This window comes from Bacteroides sp. AM41-16, assembly GCF_003603495.1.
GTDB classification, from domain to species: domain Bacteria; phylum Bacteroidota; class Bacteroidia; order Bacteroidales; family Bacteroidaceae; genus Bacteroides; species Bacteroides uniformis.
In genome coordinates this window covers 1-17381 of the sequence record NZ_QTNE01000014.1, presented here as the reverse complement: position 1 = coordinate 17381, position 17381 = coordinate 1, and the positions used below count along the sequence as shown (strand labels likewise).

15 protein-coding genes are annotated in these 17381 nt (G+C 41.7%); 4 read left to right on the top strand and 11 right to left on the bottom strand.

All coding sequences use genetic code 11. The features are described 5' to 3' along the window. The first annotated feature begins 69 nt into the window (after positions 1-69). The 4 genes from DW896_RS12940 (at position 70) to DW896_RS12925 (ending at position 4407) form a co-directional block, all read left to right on the top strand. Positions 70-870, top strand: a complete 801-nt coding sequence (locus tag DW896_RS12940; protein ID WP_016272569.1) for a Cof-type HAD-IIB family hydrolase — start codon at positions 70-72, stop codon at positions 868-870. 12 nt (positions 871-882) lie between these two features. Then, positions 883-2625 (top strand): ATP-dependent RecD-like DNA helicase, encoded by a 1743-nt coding sequence (locus tag DW896_RS12935; protein ID WP_005835299.1) that lies wholly within the window; start codon positions 883-885, stop codon positions 2623-2625. 68 nt (positions 2626-2693) lie between these two features. After that, positions 2694-3308 carry an L-threonylcarbamoyladenylate synthase gene (locus DW896_RS12930; RefSeq protein WP_005835297.1) on the top strand — a complete coding sequence of 205 codons (615 nt, stop codon included), beginning with the start codon at positions 2694-2696 and terminating at the stop codon, positions 3306-3308. A gap of 76 nt (positions 3309-3384) precedes the next feature. Further along, the gene (locus DW896_RS12925) at positions 3385-4407 is read left to right on the top strand and encodes an AI-2E family transporter (RefSeq protein ID WP_005823830.1); all 1023 of its coding nucleotides are present in this window, start codon (positions 3385-3387) and stop codon (positions 4405-4407) included. 4 nt (positions 4408-4411) lie between these two features. Here the strand turns inward: DW896_RS12925 and DW896_RS12920 are convergent, their stop codons facing one another. From DW896_RS12920 to DW896_RS12870, 11 genes are all read right to left on the bottom strand, one after another. Further along, positions 4412-5617 (bottom strand): 6-bladed beta-propeller, encoded by a 1206-nt coding sequence (locus tag DW896_RS12920; RefSeq protein WP_034525324.1) that lies wholly within the window; start codon positions 5615-5617, stop codon positions 4412-4414. Between the two features lie 58 nt (positions 5618-5675). After that, positions 5676-6524, bottom strand: a complete 849-nt coding sequence (locus tag DW896_RS12915; protein WP_117588954.1) for a formylglycine-generating enzyme family protein — start codon at positions 6522-6524, stop codon at positions 5676-5678. A 98-nt stretch (positions 6525-6622) separates the two neighbouring features. Then, positions 6623-7933, bottom strand: a complete 1311-nt coding sequence (locus tag DW896_RS12910; protein WP_005835293.1) for an HlyD family secretion protein — start codon at positions 7931-7933, stop codon at positions 6623-6625. A 3-nt stretch (positions 7934-7936) separates the two neighbouring features. Continuing rightward, positions 7937-10141, bottom strand: a complete 2205-nt coding sequence (locus tag DW896_RS12905; protein WP_119993336.1) for a peptidase domain-containing ABC transporter — start codon at positions 10139-10141, stop codon at positions 7937-7939. Further along, the gene (locus DW896_RS12900) at positions 10142-11377 is read right to left on the bottom strand and encodes a TIGR04150 pseudo-rSAM protein (RefSeq protein ID WP_117713603.1); all 1236 of its coding nucleotides are present in this window, start codon (positions 11375-11377) and stop codon (positions 10142-10144) included. It abuts the gene before it with no gap. Between the two features lie 20 nt (positions 11378-11397). Further along, a complete protein-coding gene (locus DW896_RS12895; protein ID WP_009037126.1) occupies positions 11398-12849 on the bottom strand; it encodes a radical SAM peptide maturase in 1452 nt (483 codons plus the stop codon). A gap of 3 nt (positions 12850-12852) precedes the next feature. Further along, positions 12853-14169: a 6-bladed beta-propeller gene (locus tag DW896_RS12890; RefSeq protein ID WP_009037127.1), complete on the bottom strand. Its 1317-nt coding sequence runs from the start codon at positions 14167-14169 to the stop codon at positions 12853-12855. Positions 14170-14359: 190 nt separating this feature from the next. Next, entirely contained in the window at positions 14360-14569 is a 210-nt protein-coding gene (locus DW896_RS12885; RefSeq protein WP_005835287.1) for a TIGR04149 family rSAM-modified RiPP, read from the bottom strand. 56 nt (positions 14570-14625) lie between these two features. Continuing rightward, positions 14626-15639: a hypothetical protein gene (locus DW896_RS12880; RefSeq protein ID WP_034528836.1), complete on the bottom strand. Its 1014-nt coding sequence runs from the start codon at positions 15637-15639 to the stop codon at positions 14626-14628. Position 15640: 1 nt separating this feature from the next. Beyond that, positions 15641-16720, bottom strand: a complete 1080-nt coding sequence (locus DW896_RS12875) for a glycosyltransferase family 2 protein (protein ID WP_005835286.1) — start codon at positions 16718-16720, stop codon at positions 15641-15643. Positions 16721-16738: 18 nt separating this feature from the next. Continuing rightward, on the bottom strand, positions 16739-17140 hold the full coding sequence (locus DW896_RS12870) for a DUF3244 domain-containing protein (protein WP_151877010.1): 402 nt from the start codon (positions 17138-17140) through the stop codon (positions 16739-16741). Positions 17141-17381 lie beyond the last annotated feature (241 nt).

Sequence of the window (17381 nt, the reverse complement as noted above, 5' to 3'; positions counted from 1 at the left end):
TTGTGCGCAAAAGTACGAAATATCTTCGCTTTTTTAAGTAATTTCGCGCACAAGATAAAAGAACCCCTTATGATAAAAGCTCTGTTTTTTGACATCGACGGAACCTTGGTCAGCTTCAAGACCCACGAAATTCCCGTTTCCACTATTGAAGCGTTGACTGCCGCCAAGGCCAAAGGCATACATATCTTCATTTCTACCGGACGTCCGCGCGTCATCATCAACAACTTGTCAGCCTTGCAGGAACGGAATCTGATAGACGGCTACATCACGATGAACGGCGCCTATTGCTTTGTAGAAGACACCGTTATCTACAAAAGCCCCATACCGACAGCGGAAGTGGATGCCTTGACAGCTTTCTGCCACGAACGCAACATCCCCTGCATCCTGGTGGGAGAGCACGACATCTGCGTGAACCAGCCCGGCGAAGTAGTGGAGGAAATCTTCCACCGCCAACTCAAAGTGGACCCCATCGAAGCAAAGCCCTATACCGACAGCCATGCCGACAAAGCCTTCTTCCAGCTGACTCCTTTTATCAACGCCGAGGAAGAAGCAATCATCCTGCCCGCCGTCCCCCACTGCGAGATGGGCCGCTGGCATCCTGCCTTCGTTGACGTGACAGCCAAAGGAAACACCAAGCAGAACGGTATCGACCAGATTATCCGCCACTTCGGCATCAAGCTGGAAGAGACCATGGCCTTCGGCGACGGAGGAAATGACATCAGCATGTTGCGCCATGCCGGTATCGGTGTAGCCATGGGCAATGCCAATGACGACGTAAAAGCTGCCAGTAACTACACAACCACTTCTGTTGATGAAGACGGCATCGCCAACGCCCTGAAATATTTCGGCATAGTCGGGAATCCATCATAAATCTGAAATCTTTTGAGCTTCGTTCCCGATACACAAAACAAAGAGTTTCAAGATGCCTTGAACCTCATCCAGTATACCCGTCAGTCCGTATTCCTGACGGGCAAGGCAGGTACGGGCAAATCGACCTTCCTGAAATATATCTGCGCGAATACGAAGAAAAAGCATGTAGTGCTTGCCCCTACCGGCATAGCCGCCATCAATGCCGGAGGCAGTACCCTGCACAGCTTCTTCAAACTGCCCTTCTACCCCCTGCTGCCCGATGACCCGAACTTCAGTCTGCAACGGGGACGCATCCACGAATTTTTCAAATACACCAAACCCCACCGCAAACTACTGGAAGAACTGGAACTGGTCATCATCGACGAGATTTCCATGGTACGCGCCGACATCATCGACGCCGTAGACCGCATCCTGCGCGTCTATTCCCGCAACCTGCGCGAACCCTTCGGCGGCAAACAGATATTATTGGTGGGCGATGTGTTCCAGTTGGAACCCGTCGTCAAAGGAGATGAACGGGAGATACTGAACCGATTCTACCCTACCCCTTATTTCTTCTCTGCCAGGGTATTCGGCCAGATAGACCTTGTCTCCATCGAACTGCAGAAAGTATACCGGCAAACAGACAGCAAGTTCATCCATGTGCTGGACCACATCCGCAACAATACCGTCGGCTCTGCCGAACTTCAGCTGCTCAACACCCGCTATGGCACCCAAATAGAGCAATCGGAAGCCGACATGTACATCACCCTCGCCACCCGCCGTGACAATGTGGACTACATCAACGACAAAAAACTGGCGGAACTTCCCGGTGACCCGGTCACCTTCTACGGCGAAATCATGGGAGACTTTCCCGAAAGCAGCCTCCCCACCTCGCAGGAACTGGTACTGAAACCGGGCGCACAAATCATCTTCATCAAGAATGACTTCGACCGCCGCTGGGTGAACGGCACCATCGGCGTCATCAGCGGCTTCGACCCTATTGAAGAGACCCTCTACGTCATCACCGACGACGGCAAGGAATGTGACGTCAAACGAGAGTCGTGGCGAAACATCCGCTACAAATACAACGAAGAAAAGAAACAGATTGAAGAGGAAGAACTGGGAACCTTTACACAATATCCCGTGCGCCTGGCATGGGCCATCACCGTCCACAAGAGCCAAGGGCTGACCTTCAGCCGGGTAGTCATCGACTTTACCGGCGGCGTGTTTGCCGGTGGGCAGGCATACGTAGCCCTCAGCCGCTGCACCTCGCTGGAAGGCATCCAGCTGAAAAAGCCCATCAGCCGTGCCGATGTATTCGTGCGTCCGGAGATTGTCAGCTTCTCCGAACGCTTCAACAACCGCACCGCCATCGACCGTGCCTTGAAGCAAGCACAGGCAGACGTTCAATACGTTGCCGCCGCCAAAGCCTTCGACAAAGGGGACTTCGGCACTTTCCTGGATGAGTTTTTCAAAGCCATCCATTCCCGCTACGACATCGAGAAGCCCAACGTGCAGCGCCTCATCCGCCGGAAGCTGAACATCATCAACCGTCTGAAAGAGGAAAACCGTGCACTGAAGCAAGCAGCATTGGAGAAAGAGAAAGCCCTCGTGAAGTATGCCCGCGAATACATCCTTATGGGTGACGAATGCCTGAAGCATGACATGAAGGAGGCGGCCATGAAAAACTATGAGAAAGCCGTCACCCTCTGTCCCAAATTCAAAGAGGCCTGGAAGAAGATAAAGAAACTGGAGAAAGAGATGCTAAAAAGGTGAATTGCTTGTTTATAAGCCGATTATTATCTATTTTTGCATGTAATATAAAACTCAAATCCATTTCTGCCATGCTTCTGAAACTTTATGAAAAAAATAACAATCCCGCCGACCTGCAGCAGGTGGTCGACCTACTGAATGACGGAGGTATCCTTATCTACCCTACCGACACCATGTATGCCATCGGCTGCCACGGACTGAAGGAACGAGCCATCGAACGTATCTGCCGTCTTAAAAATATCGACCCCAAGAAGAACAATCTTTCCATCATCTGCTACGACTTGAGCAAGGTCAGCGAATACGCCAAAGTGGACAACAGCACCTTCAAGTTGATGAAGCGTAATCTGCCCGGAGCTTTCACCTTCATTCTGAACGGCACCACCCGCCTGCCCAAGATATTCCGTAACCGTAAGGAGGTCGGCATCCGTATGCCGGACAATTCCATCATTCAAGAAATAGCCCGCCTGCTGGATGCTCCCATCATGACAACTACATTGCCGCATGAGGACAATGAGGACATTGAATACTGCACAGACCCGGAACTGATTGACGAGAAATTCGGTGATATTGTCGATTTGGTAATAGACGGCGGTATCGGCGGTACGGAAGGCTCTACCGTAGTGGATTGCACCAATGGGGAGCCGGAAATCATACGCCAGGGGTTAGGCTGGCTGGACGAAGGATAAATATTGAATTCCGGCCACAATTTCCAAACCTTTTCAACTTCTTTTATGTTTCTTTACTAAGAAATACAGGAACTTTATGAGCACAAAAGAACAATACTGGAAATATTCATTGATAGCCATCATTATCGGGCTGGGAATCATTCTTTTCAGACAAATAGCCCCATTCATGGGCGGTCTGCTGGGAGCCTTGACTATCTATATCCTGGTGAGAAAGCAGATGATGTACCTTTCCGACAAGCGGAAAATGAAGCGCAGCATAGCTGCCACCCTCATTACGGCAGAGGCAATTCTCTGCTTTTTGGTTCCACTTGGGCTGGTGGTATGGCTGGCTGTGGTCAATCTTCAAAACATCAATCTGGACCCGCAAGCCATTATAGCTCCTTTCGAAGAAGCGGCCAACATCATTAAAGCCAAAACCGGCTACTATATCTTGGGGAAAGACACGGTGGCATACGTCATTTCAATTCTTCCCCGCATCGGGCAAGCCATCATGGGAGGTATCAGCAGTTTTGCCGTCAACATCTTCGTACTGGTCTTTGTACTCTACTTCATGCTGATAGGGGGCAAAAAGATGGAACAGTACGTCAACGACCTACTGCCGTTCAACGATGACAATACACAAAACGTCATCCACGAAATCAACATGATTGTCCGCTCCAATGCCATCGGCATCCCCTTACTCGCCGTCATACAAGGAGGAGTAGCCATGATAGGCTACTGGATTTTCGGTGCTCCCAACATCTTGTTCGCCGGTTTCCTGACCTGCTTCGCCAGCATCATCCCAATGGTAGGAACAGCGCTGGTATGGTTTCCGATAGCTGTCTACATGGCATTGATAGGCAACTGGGTTCAAGCTATCGGCCTGGCCATCTATGGCGGTGCAGTCATTTCACAGCTCGACAACCTGATACGCTTCATCATCCAGAAGAAAATGGCAGACATTCATCCGCTTATCACTGTCTTCGGAGTTGTAATCGGCTTGTCCCTTTTCGGATTCATGGGTGTCATCTTCGGGCCACTGCTCTTGTCACTATTCTTTCTGTTCGTGGATATGTTTAAAAGAGGGTATTTGGATGCAAGGGGGAAGACGACGGAATAAGTACTTAATAAAGCATGACCATAATAGGGTTACCTTCCTCTTCTATTCCCATTCTCCGTTGATTATCATCACTGAGTTCATCCGGTTGTAACAAAGCAAAAAAATGTCCATCCGAAGTGACTCCCCTGATTTGGATATGCTGATTATTCATTTTATCAAATAAGCTATCACCCTTTTGGCAAACAACAGTTTTCTTTTCCTTATGGTAAAATCCACAATATGACTGACTTTCTTCTAAATATAAGCTTGTATGAAAATGGAAATAGATGTACTCTGCATTCTCCAGAATATAGTCTATGGCTATTTTTTTATCACATCCTTCTACATCCAATTGCTGCTGCTCATTCCAGTGCCACTCACCCAGTTCAAAAACCAGATATGGAGTAAGTCCCTGCTCTGAAATAGTATAGATAGTATCATTAAAAGCTTGTTTCACTCGGATGGCATCCTTAGATTTCCATAACGAAGGGCTATTGATTGCCGTATAATATTTCCGGTCACCAACAAATTCTGCCATTGCCAAGTCACCTCCATAAGCAACATTGCCCCCCAACAAATTTGAAACCGACAAAACCTCATCCATGGGAAGCAGGGCTGAATTCCATGTAGCAATACCGGTCAATGACATCGTATTTCTATCCATATAAAAGACTGATGGCGTCTCCGGAGAGAGTTTCATTTTATTATGTCCCCAAATTCTGTCCGCATCCATCAAATAGTAATTTTGGGACAGAATACAATTGACTGTATCTTGCAATCGAATTCTATCCTTATATTTCCCATCAAATCCATATAGTAGGAAATCATTATTCCATCCCAATAGATAAACGGTTCTCCGAACCGCATCAGCCCAAAAGCTCACTTTCCCCCATGAATCCTTTGCATATCCTTCCGGATCAGCACCTACGTGTCCAATATCCCGAATATACTTCCCGTTAGTACGGTCAAAAAGCTTCAGATTCTGATGGACAGAAGATACCAATATCGCACTATCCATAATTATGCACTCCGGATATTTTCCTATAATAGCCTGCTCATTAGTCTCCAAAGGAATATAACTTATGCTGGAAAACAAATTTTGTACAGATTGTCCTTCTGACAATCTACTCATTGCTTCCGCAACATTAATTACATTGCCATCAATCTGCTTTTCGGAACACGAAGTTACAACCAACATCAATAATAAAAAGAATTTCCACATATATCTCATACCATTTCTATTCATTACTCTGAAAGTAGTAAAATATCACTTATCATCATTAATTACATTATTTAATCGATTCCGGCTCCATCACAAGGCGAAAACCTCCATACTCGTCACTATAATTCTCAATGTCGTAATCAATGTACGACACCCGACACCCCTCTGCTGTTCCTCCCCAACTTCCACCTCGCAATATTCGGCGGAAAAAAAGATAAGTACCCTCAAAAGGCCATCCCGGATGGATAGACTTACCACCTTGCTTGTATTCTTTAGTGTACAAATCACCGCACCACTCCCAAACATTGCCACTCATATCATACAATCCCAATTCATTGCTTTTTTTCAGACCTACCGGACGGGTAGTTCCAGCTTCTCCATATTGTCCGCCAGAGGAATTCCCAACATACCAAGCCACCTCACTTACCTGATTGCTGCCACTGTATTTATAGTGCTTACTTTTGTGTCCACCACGCGCTGCGTATTCCCATTCGGCCTCAGTCGGAAGACGAAATGTTTTACCGGTCATAGCATTTAATCTACCGATAAACTCCTGCGCATTTTTCCAGCTTACATTTTCCATCGGGCAATCTTCGCATCCCCCATTAAACGGCAAAATGGAATCAGTATCCATAACCGCCCTCCACAGCCTTTGAGTAACTTCATATTTTCCTATGTAAAAATCAGATACCGACTCCTTACGTGCTGGTTTCTCGTTATCCTCACAGTCACATCCCTGCTCATCTGTACATCCCATCATAAATGTACCTCCTTTCACAAAAACCATCTCAATAGAATCCCCATTCACAACAACTATAAGTTGCTGAATAGGAGTTTCATTCGACTGACATCGAATAAAAACAGTTATAAGACATATTGCCAAAACAACAGTCAATGCTTTAACTCTTCTTTTCATACTTTCATTAAGAACATTCTCTTCCTTAGTATTTCATACTATATATACGAATAGCACAAACATACTAAAAACAAATGAATTACGAAATTTACATAGAACTATTTTTCATATTCCACCACTTTCCTCAACGGAGCCAACAACCTTTCCAATACATTCTTGTCAGCAAGGATAATGTCTGCCGTACCTTTCAACTCACGCGAAACAGGCAGCTGTTTGCCGTAGTTGGTCTGCATGCCGTCAGGCAAAGTTATTTCTACTATATACATTCCCTCTTCCGTTGGAGCAGGAGAGATACTTGCAACCTGCCCTTTTACATAGCCAAACTCCTGGTCGGGATAATTATTCAGACGTATATGCACCCGCTGTCCCACATGTACCTTACCCGAACCCTGCAAAGGAAGTAGAGCCTTACCTAACACCCTTGAACTGTCGGATGGCTGAATCGTGAAAACCGTCTCACCGGCTTTCACATTCTGGTTACGACTCCAAACCGTCATAAAAGTAACCTTCCCCCTGACCGGACTTTTCAATAAATAAGAGTGCTCCCATGCACTCAATTGCGCGGCTAACTGCCCTATGGCATTCTTTAAATCAGTCCGACGACTCTGTTCCTCATCGTATGCTTGCTTACGTATATCCAACATATTCTCCTCATGTTGCACCAACTGCATTTCTGCCTGAAGCAAACTCATACGTACCTCTTCTTTAGAACGCAAACTTTGCAAATATCTGCTTCCAGACTCCTCAAATTCCGCAGCAATCATCGCCTTGCGCACATATAAAATAGAATCACGGATATACATACTCTCGGCAAGCTTTATATCCTTATCAATCAACTCATACTCCCGCTCTGCCAACCGAAGATAGGAGCGTTGTCCACCCAGTTGTTTTTCCTGAAAACGAAGTTTCCGAGCGTAATAGTCCAACTCCATAAAACGTGCATATTCTGTAAGTGAAGTAATGAAAGCTGCAAAAGCCGATTGCAGTTCCCCCAACTGCCAGCGCCTACCGATAAAAAGCTCCACTCCTTTCTGCCAATCATAATCCTGCGTTTCCCATGCCTTCATCCATTTCTTAAGGAGACGTACATCTTCAGAACATGCCGCATTACCAATCACACCCAAATCCGTATCTGCCTCCACCGAACTCCCGTTCTTCACATAAAGCGTATCGAGTTTCCCAGTAGCATGTGACAGCACAAAGGCGGGAGGTTCCTCCGTGGCCAGAGTCACCTCTGCCGCCAAGGTGTCCGGATACCTGAATATCCAACAACCAACCAGTACCATCAACAGAATCACTGCCAAGACAGTAATCCCACACCTCACCACCCAAGGAGAAATGTGGTTCATCACCTCCTGCACTTCTTCACTGCGAAGTTCTATATCCTTATATATCTTCTCTTCCTCCATTCATTAGCTACCCAATTCCAGCTGATTCTTAACCAGCCGATAATACATTCCTTTCCGCTCCGTCAGTTCCCGATGGGTACCTTCCTCCGCAATGCATCCCCTATCCAGCACCACAATCTTGTCGGCATCCTTCACCGTACTGAGCCTATGCGCCACTACCACTACGGTTTTCCCTTTATAGAATTCATGCAGATGTTCCATAATCTCCTTTTCATTATTCGCATCCAAGGCATTGGTGGCTTCGTCGAAGAAAAGAAATTCCGGATTTTTATACACGGCACGCGCTATCAGCAAACGTTGTTTCTGCCCCTGACTGATACCGTTTCCCTCCATACCGATTTTGGTGTTATACCCCAATGGAAGCGAGTCTATGAAATCACGGATATTGGCTACCGCCACGGCATGGCGCAGCCGCTCCACATCAATCTGCTCCTCTCCCACAGCAATATTCTGCGCAATGGTTTCCGAAAAGATAAAGCCGTCCTGCATCACGGCTCCCGTCTTGGCACGCCACAAATGAGGATTTATGTTCTCCAACGAAGCATCACCCACCTTCACAGCCCCCTTATTGGGCGAATAGAAACCAAGCATCAGTTTCACCAGAGTAGTCTTTCCACTCCCGCTCGCACCTACAATAGCTGTCACTTTATGTTCGGGAATCACCAAAGAGACATTATCCAGCACATAGTCTCTATCCGCTCCATCGTAACTGAAGCACACATTTTCCATTCTCAGCTCCCGCTTCTTAGGCAAAACAGACAATTTTGAAGCAATATCCTGCTCCTCGTCCGGCTTCCCATGTACCTCATTCAGCCGTTCCAGACTTATCTTGGCGTCCTGAAACTGCTGCGCAAATCCTATAAAAGAAGAGACCGGCGCACTGAGCTGACCGATGATATAAGTCAGAGACATCATCATACCCAGTGTCATCTCCCCTTCCACCACCGCCTTTGCCGCAATAAACGAGATTATAATATTCGTGGTCTGATTGAAAAACACAGAACCTACTTGCTGTACCTGCCCTAGCGTCAACCCTTTTACGCTGATTTTAAACAGTTTCACCTGAATACGCTCCCACTGCCAGCGCTTCTGTGTCTCGCAGTTATTCAACTTTATTTCCTGCATAGCGGTCACCATCTGCACAAGGTTACTCTGCTCTCCGGCTGCTTGTGCAAACCGACGGATATCCAATTCACGGCGATATTTCATAAAAGCAAGTATCCAGGCAATATACAAGCTGTTACCTAAAAGAAAGATTCCCAATACCACCAAATTGTAGTAAGCAAGTACAATAGCAAAGATGAAAAAACTGACAAAGGAAAAGAGCGTACTAATAGAAGAACCTGTCAGAAAATTCTTTATACGGTCATGGTCACCAATGCGCTGTATAATGTCTCCCACCATCTTCGTATCAAAAAAATGAAGCGGCAACTTCATCAACTTTGCCAAAAAGTCCGAAATAAGGGAGATGGATATACGCGTATTCACATGCAACAATATCCAGCTACGGATAAACTCTACCGATAGTTGTGATACCGAGATTATAATCTGCGCAACCAGCACTAAGGTAATAAAGCTCAAATTTCCGTCACTGATACCCACATCCACCAAGGCTTGCGTAAGAAAAGGTAGGATAAGCTGAAGTAAGCTCACCACCAACATGCCCAATATCAGCTGAAACAACTCTTTCCTATAGGGAGTCAGATAACGGAAGAAAAAACGCAACCCTCTTTCTTTCAGTTCCGGTTCTCCCTCACCATTATAAAAGTCAGGAGTGGGTTCCAGTGCAAGCGCAGTCCCCTTCTCTTCTCCGTCCGATTTGGTAGCTAACCAGCATCGCTTCAATTCCAGTTCATTATACGTAACCAACTGAGTTGCAGGGTCTGCTATCCTAAACGTGTATTGCCCTTTCTTTTTCTTAACATCATAGCAAACCACAAAATGACTCTGATTCCAATGCAAAATGCAAGGCAGAGGAACATCTTCCGCCAATTGTTCAAAAGAGACACGAACTCCGGACGTTCTGAAACCAATAGACTCAGCGGCATCGCTGATGCCTAACATGGAAACACCATTGCGAGAAATAAAAGAACGGGCACGCAAAGTCTGCAAAGAATAGCTCTTACCATAAAACTTAGCTATCATACGTAGGCAAGTAGGACCACAATCCATGGCATCAAGCTGACGATAATATGGGAATACGTCCACTTATTCAATTGGTATATTACATAAATTGTTTTTTCCTATCACCAGCTCATAATTAGAGATAGAGGGACATAAATCCCTATTAACACATTGGTTACAAGGTTTTTCATTGCCTCTAATTCTAAGCCAAGCATTTCCTTCTGTTATTTCTTTATAGAGAAGTTCCTTTAAAGATGAATCTTGTATATTTCCTAATACACTGCAATTCACATTGGCATAGACTTCTCCCGAAGGATAAATTGTTAACTTACCGAAAAAATTATCATTCAAAGTCCGATGCCTAAATATCGTTTTTCTATCAATAGGGGCAGCCAATATATCTTGCATTTCCAAGTAGACATACTCTCTAAAGAAATCTTTATTTTCCGCTGTATAAAAAGGTTTTATTTGAACTACCGTTTCTGCAGGTATCTCCATTTTTTCTATACGTTCCATATCAGATTCATTGGATACTATCAAATTCCACTTCACTCTATCGTACGGGAACTTCTGCATATCTTCAGTCAGCTGATTACCAAAACCTTCAGCATGGACTAAAACTTCTAAAACACATTTGGTCTGTTGCACCAATTCTTCATATTCACTACACAAGAATGTATTATCCAAATACAAATGCACATCTACCTTTGATTTTTCCATGTCAGGAAGCAATTGCCTAACATAGCTATTTTTATTCGGATTTCCTCCTGCAAATATATTAATCCGTTTAATGCCATTCATCAAGAATTGGCGTATTAATCGACGATAATCGTCTGTTTTCAGTCCATCACCGGAGTGAACAGTACAGTGATTTATTTGATGGAAGTAAGAAGTACAAGCCGGACACTCCAACTCACACGTTGCCGGTAAATACAGATTTACTTCATTAAGGTTTTCCATAACACGATTTCCCAAAGAGGCTTTTTTTTCCTCATCTTTGACACGTATATCTGAATTCAAGAACAAAGTTGGCTGAAAGATATAAGGCTTAGGAAATTTCCCGTCATATTCTATACAATCACCCGAAAACAATTCTCTTACAGCCTCAACAAAATGTCTTACAACTTCGTTTTCCATCATTTCCTTATCCAACAAAACACTATACCCATTCGTCGGATTTTGCCACTGTTCAATAATCAACTGTACAATCGGATAATCAGGACAAATCAAATAAGTTGCATTCAGAGTATTATAAACTACTGTTTTGTCATTACTACGCAACAAAAACGCATAAGGCTCCAAATAAAATAAATAATTCATTGCATTTACTCCTTTTTCAATTAATCGACTACAATAGAAGATAACAACTCCTCATAATGATTCGGATAATTCTCAGCATACGTTAAAAAAATCCCAAACTCCTCTTTCAACTTAGCATCCGTTTGTATGCCGGGACATATCAATTGCCCATTCTTTTCCTTCAACAAAAACAAGCACTGACCGCAGCTCCTTTTTAAATAACAGTGTCGACAGCTTTTTACTACCTTTTCGTACATCGAACTATAATATTTAGCTACAGCTGCACAGTCCAAATTCAGTTTTCCATCCTTCAGATATCCAATAGCATGTTCTTGTCCAATCTTTTCGCATGGAAGAATTTTTCCACGAACTGTCAAAAATAATTTGCGTTCAAAAGGGCGACAAGTGCCTGTGGGAATGTATCGGTCTTCCCACCCCGTATCAAACAAATCCAAATAAGTAGCATAACGATTACCACCATATCGCATCAACATCGAATGATAGCTCACGGAACGGCTGCCATCCTTAATGAAAGTATACTTCAAATCCTCGTGTTGCACTGCTTCATCAAAGCTCCTCACTCTATCATTAAACATTTTAGAAAACTCTTCAACACGTTCCGGAATAAGCCCAGTAGTATTTAGCTGCGCCATACGAGGATTCTTCCCAAACAGTTCTTTGATGGAATAATAACATTCTGCAACAGAATTCAAGTTATGCAATACAGAGTTGAAATTTACTTTCTTTTCAAAATAATCCGGATAGGTTTCTTGCAGTTTCTTTACGTTTCTGACTACACGTGAGAAAGACGAATTTCCATGCTTATCTACCCGATAAGCAGATTGCACCTCATTCCCGTCCAAACTAATCAGAATACTAAAATTCTTTTCCACCAAATAGTCCATATACCGGTCCAGTAGCATAGCATTCGTGGTTGTATTGTAATTAAAAATCAAAGAAGGCAAATTCAAACTCTCAATATAGGCAATTGTTTCCTTCACCAGTTTCATATTCAGCAGAGGTTCTCCGCCATAAAATCCAATTGTAATCTCATTTTTATGAGAAACATTATAATCAGAACACCATAGTTTAGTCAAATAATCTACCAATAGTTTTACGTTTTCAAAAGCCTGGTCACCTGTTTCTCGCCGGTCATAATTAGAATAAAATTCACCATAACCACAATACTTACATTCCAAATTACACCTATCAGTTACTTCAATCAATAATTGCCGCAACCCTGCAAGGTTTCGTTTTACCAATTCTTCACTATAATCTGTTTGAAATGTTACCCCTCTCTTTTCAAAAAAACAATGTTCTTTCAGAAATTTCAGTTTACGTTCGTAATAATTTGTTCTATCAACAAGTGATGCATCCATATGTTCCATTACAGTTGCCATTTCTTCCGGCACATAAAGAAAATAGCACAAAGCATCCGAATATACATATTGATGCTGATTCCCAGTAGTTATCAAAAAAGACTTATCCATCATTTACTATTTTAATGTAGCAATTACCAATATCGGATTACTCTCTTCCTCTACATTCTCCAAAGTATGGATGAATTTTGCTTTTAGAGATTCATCCTTTACGTCAGAAGTTCTCATCTCGTCTATATCTATCCAGTTGTCTTCACTGTTCGGAATAAGTACATCTATCCAATACTTTCCTTGTGAACGATAATCTACATGGAACGACCCTCCACACAAATCATTATCCAAGATAAAGTACTTAGCACCTTCCAGCCTACGAAGGGTGTGATTACCCAGCATTCGTTCCGTAATCTCGGATTTTCGCTCTTTTACTTTCACTTTTCCAGTCTGTTTGCCATAACAATAAGTATAAATGGTTTCCCCCTTACTGCACAACAGATAGATATTATCCTTACTCGGATAATAAGAATATATGGAAAAATAATCGAAAGCGCTTCTTTCCCTAAACCAAACATGAGTCGCCCCATAATCACCTTTTTCTTCATGGGTTGAAATGATATATTGAGGTACCAACTCATTCGCAGGGCTGTCATAACGATAAATCGTATCGGTATCCGGATATTTCAAGGTCAACTGATTGCCATAGGTATCTATACTGGTAAAAGGTTCTAACCAATAGTTAACAAACTGCTGGAAATTAATTCCGTTCTTCATAATTTCCTCTTCACGCCCGATATGTGCCGGATTTTTGAATATCTTTTTTTTCTGGTAAGTACTATCAACCCATGCAAAAGACCATACCGAATCTTTTGGTGTCGGTTTATTGATAAATGCCAGATTTTGAGCTATAAAGAACTTGTTATCATACAATGCAAATTGGAAATACATTGTCATAAATACATCATCCGGAGATGTTTTTGCAGCTGTCCGCTTATAATTGCCTTCATAATCATAGACTTTAACTCCAACTATTGTCGTCTGGATATATACTTCTTTGGTGTTCTCGTCCACGAAGAAATCAGCCATTCTGATATATTCTTCCGGTCCTTGTCCAACTTTGCCTACCTTATTCAAGAACTTTCCGGAACGTGAAAATCGGAGGACATGATTGTCTTTATAATGTTTCACCCAGATGTCAGAATCAGTCACCTTCATTTTAGTAATTTCTCCTATTAGAGATTCGTCCGTCACCTCCAACGAAACAATCTCCACTTTCGCAGCAGCTTCGCTCAATGGTAGTAAAGCAACCTTAGACACATTGTCTGATGATAGATTAATAACTGGAGTACCCTCTTCATCTTGCAAAGTATTCTCCTTTTTATTGCCACTACATCCTAATAAGAATGAAGCAATAGCTATCAGTAAAAAACAATTTTTCATAAATACAATCATCAATATACCTCATTCTGAAAGTAGTAGAAAACACACATATCATGCACTTCCACTACTTCCAAAATAACGGTACAAATTACTTACTTCACAATTCAAACAGTTGCAAAATACAATTTTTATTCTCCTATAAACAAGGCAAGAATAAAAAACATCAAACTTGTATTATTTACTACTATTCCTACATGCTATGTGATCCATGAGTACCGCCAGTCCACGATGGAGAGTACAGACTACCTGCAACATTTGCATTAAAGTTGTCAACCGGTCCAGACGGTCCAGCGCAAGCACACAAACAACAGTTTTCTCCTCCCAAAAGGCGATTCAACTCCTTTTCACTGAGTTCAGCTTTATTAAGCTGATCCAATTTAATCTTACCTAACTTTTTCATTGTCATCAAAATTTTAATTAAACATTCAATTTATGTATAGCATAAAACTATCTCTATTATTTATCCACAAATATTATTTCACGATATTTCCAACGCAAAGTATTCTTTGGGAAATTACAATGTAACAAAAACTCCATTTCAGGTAAAGCATATAACTTAGCTAATACATTTTTTACCGACTCACATATACAAACTTTCTCCACACACAGTAACCATTCACCTAAATCTCGCCAAACATCAACTGGAAATAAAAACAATGGTTCAACATACCTCACTCTATACTCAAACTGACAGAAAAACCGTTCAACACCTAATACTATTTGCTCCAACATCCAAGAAGTCCGAGAGCGAAACAAAGAATTCTCGTCATAGAAACGAAATAGAAAATAATCTCCTACCCACAATAAGAACTGAAATGTACCCATATAAGGCACTTTCATCTCTTGCCACAAAGCTATCAAGAATTCATCCACATCTGTAAGTTGTTCATCCACATCCATCTCTATCAAAGACTTTTGAGCTAAACATTCTATCAAACATCCCCATTTGGCAAGCCTAATCCCATTTTGTTCTGTAAACACTTTTTGTTGTATTTGCTCCAGCAAATTAAAGTTCTCTCCCTCCATTTGCTTTTTGCCTCCCACATAAGTATCACTCAAAAATCCGGAAAGGCAAAGTGTAAATTGTTTATCCAGCAATAAATCTAAATCCGGATATTGTATCTTATACTGATTCCAGACCAAAGAATTGTTAGGATAAAAGCACCACAAATCTTCTCCGAAAGGGAACTGTTTAGGATGGACTGACGGATTTTGATTCAAGAAAAGTAAAAAATGAGTATCGACCCTTTCCTGTATTTCAACCATATTCTCAATATCAAACGAAAAAGTGACTTTGATATGTTCTCCTTGTTGTTCAGAGAAATAAGCCACAAAATAATGAAACAAACTTTGGAACTCACGATAGAATGAGACAACCTCAGTCAAGAGGCTTCCCCACGCTTTTCGAGAATAAAAAACAGAAAAACAACACCACGCTTTTCCTCCCATCAACGTATAATTCTGTTTCATATTATGCCAAGAGTATTTTATTAGTATAATCAAAATTCCGATATACAATCCCTTGTCCGAACCCATTCGGATTTACCGTTTTACAATCATTATCCATTTTTTTCATCTTCAGATAGTTTATAGCCTCTGTTACACCCATGACAATTACCACTATCAGATTCGCATCTTTAACTTTATAATATTGATGATTAAAATCATACAAACAATTAGATTTGTTTCTAAGTATCATTTCCTCATCTTTAAAATTCAGTCGAATTCCGTTCTCCATCTCATCCCATATTCCTTCTTTCCATTCTCCTTTTATCACAAGTCGATATTTATCCCCTATACATTGTTTTAGCATGTCTGATTCATCCGGATGATTATAATTCATTGCAATATTGTTCTGTATCACTCCTATGCCAAAACGTTGTCCTTTATACAACATCAATACTCTCGTAGAGTAGGGATTTATATAATCCAGATAGACACTCTGCAACTTCTTCAACAAAAACTCTTGTGCTATCCGCTCTTCATCTGCATGCATCAAAACATTATAAAATTCCTTCTGATTAAAAATTTCCTGCACAAGCCCTCTACACAACAAACGATTGAAAAATTCAACATCTTCCAAACCATATCCTACAAACACTTCATTGTATCCTCTCGCCTCAACGAACTCCTTTCTTTCCAAGCAGACCCTTCCGAAAACATCACGATAACAAAGATTACTCGTATAAAATAGACGCTCTTTATTGTTAAATTCTTTTAACATAAACTCTGCAAACCCTCTACCTAAGTAATTATCTGCATCCAAATTGCATACTACTTCTCCTTCTGCCAATCTGAAAACCATATTCCTGCTATGGCTGCGTCGATAATAAGCTGGTTCAGTAGTCCTATAATAGACAAGAATACCCATCTCAATATATTTCATCATAGATTGAGCAATCCATTCTTCTAATCCATCTTGCGAATTATAATCCAGCACAACAAACTCTACCTCATCTACTAAGAAATTATCAAGAATATTCTTCTCCAAAGTTTCTTGTAAATGTTTAAGCCGATTCATACAAGTGATGCAAAATGAGATTTGTTTCATAGTGCTATATAGCCATTATTAATGAATAGTAAATCTACCGAATGCATAAGCTCCATCCAAACCTTTTATCTCAAGTAAAAAATCACCAACTAAGCCTTTCTGTAATTGTACTTTTCTCAATATTGGAGAGTCAATATTCTCAGTAGAAGAGTAAACAACATCCCCATTCTGAGAAATTACAATTTCAATCTCACCTATAGATTGATAGAACTCCAAGTCAATGGAGTGGTCATCATTCAAAAATGCTAAAAAAGGAGTCACTGGAGGAATAGAACGGTGACCATTCCCCGGACCATCCGGTAAATCAAAATCCTCATCCATGATGATTTCTACTCTTGAAGGAAAAGTTACTGACTTTCCATTCACTACATTTACCACAAAGAAGCAGTATAAACTTAACAAAATAAAAAATGATTTCATAGTATCTTTAGTTTTGAATGTAACAAAGATAGCCATTTAATCACTTCTTAGGGAAAGTACAAGTGGACAACACAAAAGAGAATAACAAACTATATATCAAGAAAATACTAAAAAAAAAGCTACTAAGTTAATGGACGAAAAGCAAGAAGTTCTTCTAATAAAGAGTTATAAATTCTTCCAATTTATCAGTAGTATCGGTAGTGTAAAATAAACTGTGTCACGCATTATTTATCTCTAGAAA

Coding starts and splice junctions, on each gene's coding strand:
- DW896_RS12885 (WP_005835287.1), bottom strand. CDS start 14,569: ATGAAAAAGTTAGGTAAGATTAAATTGGATCAGCTTAATAAAGCTGAA.
- DW896_RS12940 (WP_016272569.1), top strand. CDS start 70: ATGATAAAAGCTCTGTTTTTTGACATCGACGGAACCTTGGTCAGCTTC.
- DW896_RS12875 (WP_005835286.1), bottom strand. CDS start 16,720: ATGAAACAAATCTCATTTTGCATCACTTGTATGAATCGGCTTAAACAT.
- DW896_RS12910 (WP_005835293.1), bottom strand. CDS start 7,933: ATGGAGGAAGAGAAGATATATAAGGATATAGAACTTCGCAGTGAAGAA.
- DW896_RS12890 (WP_009037127.1), bottom strand. CDS start 14,169: ATGAAAAATTGTTTTTTACTGATAGCTATTGCTTCATTCTTATTAGGA.
- DW896_RS12870 (WP_151877010.1), bottom strand. CDS start 17,140: ATGAAATCATTTTTTATTTTGTTAAGTTTATACTGCTTCTTTGTGGTA.
- DW896_RS12930 (WP_005835297.1), top strand. CDS start 2,694: ATGCTTCTGAAACTTTATGAAAAAAATAACAATCCCGCCGACCTGCAG.
- DW896_RS12880 (WP_034528836.1), bottom strand. CDS start 15,639: ATGAAACAGAATTATACGTTGATGGGAGGAAAAGCGTGGTGTTGTTTT.
- DW896_RS12925 (WP_005823830.1), top strand. CDS start 3,385: ATGAGCACAAAAGAACAATACTGGAAATATTCATTGATAGCCATCATT.
- DW896_RS12915 (WP_117588954.1), bottom strand. CDS start 6,524: ATGAAAAGAAGAGTTAAAGCATTGACTGTTGTTTTGGCAATATGTCTT.
- DW896_RS12920 (WP_034525324.1), bottom strand. CDS start 5,617: ATGAGATATATGTGGAAATTCTTTTTATTATTGATGTTGGTTGTAACT.
- DW896_RS12900 (WP_117713603.1), bottom strand. CDS start 11,377: ATGAATTATTTATTTTATTTGGAGCCTTATGCGTTTTTGTTGCGTAGT.
- DW896_RS12895 (WP_009037126.1), bottom strand. CDS start 12,849: ATGATGGATAAGTCTTTTTTGATAACTACTGGGAATCAGCATCAATAT.